This is a genomic window from Aeromicrobium sp., assembly GCF_025965075.1.
Taxonomy (GTDB): domain Bacteria; phylum Actinomycetota; class Actinomycetes; order Propionibacteriales; family Nocardioidaceae; genus Aeromicrobium.
Genome location: NZ_JAOPXQ010000273.1, coordinates 1 through 5,502, shown reverse-complemented (window position 1 = coordinate 5,502; position 5,502 = coordinate 1). Strand labels below are relative to the sequence as shown.

4 protein-coding genes are annotated in these 5,502 nt (G+C 70.4%); all 4 read left to right on the top strand.

The window, feature by feature from the left end; all coding sequences use genetic code 11:
* Positions 1-1,728 (top strand): biotin/lipoyl-containing protein (locus JWQ91_RS15940; RefSeq protein WP_297786405.1); only part of this gene is annotated, 1,728 nt, incomplete at its 5' end.
* The gene (locus JWQ91_RS15935; protein ID WP_297786403.1) at positions 1,725-2,888 is read left to right on the top strand and encodes an acyl-CoA dehydrogenase family protein; all 1,164 of its coding nucleotides are present in this window, start codon (positions 1,725-1,727) and stop codon (positions 2,886-2,888) included. The genes JWQ91_RS15940 and JWQ91_RS15935, both read left to right, overlap by 4 nt.
* Positions 2,889-2,907: 19 nt before the next feature.
* Positions 2,908-3,654 (top strand): enoyl-CoA hydratase-related protein, encoded by a 747-nt coding sequence (locus tag JWQ91_RS15930; RefSeq protein WP_297786401.1) that lies wholly within the window; start codon positions 2,908-2,910, stop codon positions 3,652-3,654.
* 137 nt (positions 3,655-3,791) lie between these two features.
* Positions 3,792-5,336 (top strand): Ig-like domain repeat protein, encoded by a 1,545-nt coding sequence (locus tag JWQ91_RS15925; RefSeq protein ID WP_297786400.1) that lies wholly within the window; start codon positions 3,792-3,794, stop codon positions 5,334-5,336.
* Positions 5,337-5,502: the final 166 nt, after the last annotated feature.

The window sequence follows — 5,502 nt, the reverse complement described above, 5'->3', positions numbered from 1 at the left end:
GCCGGCGCCGACGCGATCCACCCCGGCTACGGCTTCCTGTCCGAGAACGCGCAGTTCGCCCGCGACGTCATCGCCGCCGGGCTGACCTGGATCGGTCCCGCACCCGACACGATCGACGCGATGGGGTCCAAGATCCGGGCCAAGGAGCTGATGTCCGCCGGAGGCGTGCCGATCCTGGCCGTCGACGCCGAGACCGCCACCGAAGGGGACTACCCGCTGCTGGTCAAGGCATCCGCAGGCGGTGGCGGCCGCGGCATGCGGGTCGTCGAGGACCCCGCGGAGCTCGAGGGCGAGCTGGCCAAGGCCGCCGCGGAGGCCGGGTCGGCGTTCGGCGACCCGACGGTGTTCGTCGAGCCCTACCTGCCGACCGCCCGGCACATCGAGGTCCAGGTCATGGCCGACACGCACGGCACGTGCTGGGTCGTCGGCGACCGGGACTGCTCGATCCAGCGCCGCCACCAGAAGGTCGTCGAGGAGGCCCCGGCGCCCGACGTGAGCCCCTCGGTCCGCACGATCCTGCACGACGCCGCCCGGGCCGCGGTCAAGGCCGTCGACTACGTCGGCGCCGGGACGGTCGAGCTCCTCGTCGCGGACGCCCACCTCGAGACCGGCAAGGCGTACTTCCTGGAGATGAACACCCGGCTCCAGGTCGAGCACCCCGTCACGGAGGCGGTCTTCGGTGTCGATCTCGTCGCCGCGCAGATCGCCGTCGCGGAGGGGGAGCGGCTCGGGCCGGAGCCGGAGGGCCCGCACGGGCACGCGATCGAGGTCCGGCTCTACGCCGAGGACCCCAGCGACGACTGGCAGCCCCAGACCGGGACGGTGCGTACGTTCGACGTCCCGACCGGGCCGGGCCTGCGGGTCGACACCGGCGTCGAGTCGGGGTCGGTCGTCGGCATCCACTACGACGCGATGCTCGCCAAGGTCGTCGCACACGGCGGCGACCGCCGGCACGCGGTCCGGCTGCTGGCCGGGGCGCTCCGGCGCAGCCACGTGCACGGCGTCGCGACCAACCTCGACCTGCTCCGGGCGATCCTGGCGGACGAGGAGTTCGGCGCGGCCCGGGTCCACACCGCGTTGCTCGACGCGCGGCTCGAGGCCTGGACCGTCCCGGCCCTCGGCGAGCCCGCGGTCCGCCGGCTCGCCCTGGCCGCCGCGCTCGCGGAGGCGACGACCGCCTCGACGGGCGCCAAGGTCCTCGGCCGGATGCCCACGGCGTACCGCAACGTCCCGAGCCAGCCCCGCACCCGGTCCTACACGCGCGGCAGCGACGAGATCACGGTCTCCTACTCGGCCGGCCCGGTGCAGCACGACCTCGAGGGCGTCACCGTCGCCGAGGCATCGCCCACCCGGGTCGTGCTCGACGTCGACGGCGTCACCGAGACGTACGCCGTCGCGGTCGGCCCCGGCTGGGTCGACGTCGACGGGCCGCACGGGTCGATCGACCTCGTCCCGGTCCCGGACTTCGTCGATCCCGCCGACATCGTCGCGGCCGGATCGCTGCTGGCGCCCATGCCGGCCGCGGTCGTCGAGGTCGCCGTCACCGACGGCCAGCAGGTCGGCCGGGGCGACGTCATCGTCGTCCTGGAGGCCATGAAGATGCAGCACACCATCACGGCGCCGACCGACGGCGTCGTCACCCAGCTGTCGGTCACCGCCGGCTCGCAGGTCGAGTCCGGCGCGGTCCTGGCCGTCATCGACGTCCCCGCAGAAGGAGAACAGTCATGACCATCGCTTTCACCGAGACCGAGGAGCGCATCGCGCTCCGCAAGTCCGTCGCCGCCCTGGGGGCGAAGTACGGTCGTGACTACTTCGAGCAGGCCGCCCGCACCGGCAAGAAGACGACCGAGCTGTGGGCCGAGGCCGGCCGCAACGGCTTCCTCGGCGTCGCGATCCCCGAGGAGTACGGCGGAGGTGGCGGCGACATCGGCGACCTCGCGGCGGTGTGCGAGGAGCTCGCGGCCGCGGGCAGCCCGCTGCTGCTGATGGTCGTCTCGCCGGCGATCGTCGGCACGATCATCACGCAGTACGGCAGCGACGAGCAGAAGCAGGCGCTGCTCCCCGGCCTCGCCGACGGCACGTCGACCTTCGCGTTCTCGATCACCGAGCCCGATGCGGGCTCCAACTCGCACAACATCATCACGACGGCCTACCGCGAGGACGACGGCTGGCGCCTGACCGGCACCAAGACGTACATCTCGGGTGTCGACGAGGCCAGCCACGTGCTGGTCGTGGCGCGCACCGAGGACGCCCGCAGCGGCAAGCTCAAGCCGGCCCTGTTCCTGGTGCCGACCGACTCCGAGGGATTCACCTACCAGGAGATCGACATGGGCATCGTGTCGCCGGAGAAGCAGTTCACGCTGTTCTTCGACGACGTCCGGGTGCCGTCCGATGCGCTGATCGGCGGCGAGGGTGCGGGCATCGAGCAGCTGTTCGCAGGCCTCAACCCCGAGCGCATCATGGCCTCGTCGTTCGCCCTCGGCACGGCGCGGCTCGCGCTCGCCAAGGCGTCCGAGTACGCCAAGGAGCGCAAGGTCTGGGACGCGCCGATCGGTGCGCACCAGGCGATCGCGCACCCGCTCGCCCAGACGTACATCGAGATCGAGATGGCGCGGCTGATGACCCAGAAGGCCGCTGCCCTGTACGCCGCGGGCGACGTCATGCGGGCGGCGGAGGCGGCCAACATGGCGAAGTACGCCGCCGGCGAGGCGGTCTGCAACGCGGTCGACCGGGCGATCCAGACGCACGGCGGCAACGGCCTGGCCAACGAGTACGGTCTGGTACAGATGCTGGCGGGCTCTCGCCTGTCGCGCATCGCGCCGGTCAGCCGCGAGATGGCGCTGAACTTCGTCGCCCAGTTCTCGCTCGGCCTGCCCAAGTCCTACTGACCACCCCGAGAGGAGCAGGATGACCGAGCTGGTGCACCTCGACGTCGCGGACGGCGTCGCGACGATCACGCTGGACAGCCCGCACAACCGCAACGCCCTGAGCAAGCAGCTCGTCACCGAGCTTGCCGCTCACCTGACGACGGCGGACGCGGACACCGAGAGCAAGGCGATCCTGATCCGGACGTCCGGCCCGGTGTTCTGCTCCGGCGCCGACCTGACCGAGGCGGTCGGCGGCGGCATGGCCGAGGGCGCCAAGGCGATCATCGTGCTGCAGCGCCAGATCGCCACGGCGGCCAAGCCCGTCGTCGTCGAGCTGGGTGGGCCGGTACGCGCAGGAGGCCTCGGCATCGTCGGGGCAGCCGACCTGGTGATCGCCGCGGAGTCGGTGACGTTCCAGCTGACCGAGGTACGTCTGGGGCTGGCGGCGGCGATCATCTCGGCCAGCCTGATCCCGCGGTTCAATCCGCGGGCCGCGTCCGACCTGTTCCTCACGGCGAGGACATTCGACGCCGCCGAGGCCGCTGCGGTCGGGCTCGTGACCCGGGCGGTGCCGGACGCCGACCTGTCCGCCGAGGTCGCTCGCGTGCTCGCCGACCTCGCCAAGGCGTACCCGCAGGGCCTGCGCGAGAGCAAGGCGATCCTCAACCGTGACCTGGTCGCCCGCATCGACGCGCTCGGCAACGACCTCGCCGCCAAGTCGGCCGAGCTGTTCGCCAGCGACGAGGCCCGCGAGGCCATGACGGCGTTCCTCCAGCGCAAGAAGTAGAGGCCGCGGTGCGGTCCACGGATCACACATGATGACGCGGCCTGGTCATTTGTGATGATCTTCGACTGAACGACCACCGACCACTCCGGCAACCGGTTGACTGAGGTGCTCGCTCCCCCTCTCATCGGAGTACTCCCATGTCCTCGTCCGCTTCTGTCGTGCTGCGCCGGGTCGTGCCGGTGCTGGCCGCCCTGGCCGTCATCCTCGGGGCATTCGCCGTCGCCCCCGCCCAAGCCGACGATGACCCCGTGACGGTCTCCGGCGTCGTGACTGACTCAAACGGAGCCCCGCGAGTCGACGCCACCGTGACGGTTCAGCAGTTCGACGACGAATCGGGCGAGTACCTGACCCCCCGGGAGGTGTCCACCGACTCTCAGGGTGCCTTCTCGGACGACGAGGTCGAGCGCGGCAGCACGCACCGCGTCCGCGTCAACCCGAAATACCACAGCTTCGGCGAGGCCTTCTCGGCCCCGTTCGTCGTCAACGGTGATGTCGAGGTGCCGACCATCGTGACGCTGCCCGGCCGGGCCGTGACGGGCACGGTCGTCACGGCCGGGAGCGACCCTCAGGCCCTCAAGGGCAAGTCCGTGACGGCCTTCCGAGTCGAGGGCGACGTGGTCGACTCCGCTGGAGAGAGTGTCACCACCACGTCCGGCGGCACGTTCAACCTCGACAGACTGGCGCCCGGCACCTACAAGATCGGCGTCGCGGATGGCGACGGCGCGTTCGCACCGACGTTCTACGGCTCGGACCGCATCGGCGAGGCCACCGTCGTCACCACCGAGGACACCGCCCTCGACCTCGGCACGATCGCGATGCACCCCGGGGCCACCCTGACCGGAAGGGTGCTGACCGACAAGGGCAAGGCGACGGAGTTCGCGGAGGTGTTCGCGTACGACGTCCTGGCGGACGGCAGCATCGACAAGCGGCACGCCCACGTGGCCAGCGTCACCAGCAAGGGTGTCTGGACGGTGGCGTCGCTCGCTCCCGGGAACTACAAGGTCGAGGTGCTGTCCGACGACTACCTCGACGAGTTCTACAACGGTGCGGTGACCGCGGCGGGCGCACAGACCTTGGCCCTGGCCTCCGGCCAGACGCTCAAGCTCGCTGACACGACCCTTGAGACCGGCTCGGCCTTCACGGGCAAGATCGTCAACACGTCCAAGGCCGGGCTGGCAGGCATCGTCGTGACCGCCTATGCGGTGGACGGGTCGGGGAACGTGGCTGAACGGTCGTCCGGATTGGCCGAGACCAACAAGAAGGGCACGTTCACCCTCGAGCCGCTGCGGACCGGCAAGTACCAGCTCGTCGCCCTCGACCTCAAGCACGCGTACGTGCGCACGACCTTGGGCACGTTCACGGTCGGGGTCAAGAAGACCAAGTCGGCTGGCACCCGCGTGATCAAGAAGGAGCCCGGGCCGGCCACGATCACGGTCAGCGCCAAGGGCGCCAAGGCCAAGGCGACCTTCAAGATCACGGTGAAGACATCCAAGGTGACGCCCACCGGCTCGGTCCAGGTCCTGCTGGACGGATCGGCGCCCAAGACGGCGAAGCTCAAGAAGGGCAAGGCCACCATCACCGTGACCAAGCAGGCCAAGGGCAAGCACACGTACACGATTGCCTATCTCGGAGACGACCAGGTGTTCGAGAAGTCCGTCAGCAAGACGGTCACCATCAAGTAGTTCCACCCACCACGACGAGGGCCCGCGACCACCTGGTCGCGGGCCCTCGTCGCGTCGCGTTGAGGCGTCCCGGCAGGCGAGATCGGCGCACGCAGGCCCCAACAGGTCTAGGGTCGCCTCTATCGGGGGAACCCTCGGGTGGTTCACCACGGAGGAGACACATGCG

Bases quoted from the DNA above. Each gene is read 5' to 3' on its own strand.
- JWQ91_RS15925 (WP_297786400.1), top strand. From the start codon at position 3,792: ATGTCCTCGTCCGCTTCTGTCGTGCTGCGCCGGGTCGTGCCGGTGCTG.
- JWQ91_RS15935 (WP_297786403.1), top strand. From the start codon at position 1,725: ATGACCATCGCTTTCACCGAGACCGAGGAGCGCATCGCGCTCCGCAAG.
- JWQ91_RS15930 (WP_297786401.1), top strand. From the start codon at position 2,908: ATGACCGAGCTGGTGCACCTCGACGTCGCGGACGGCGTCGCGACGATC.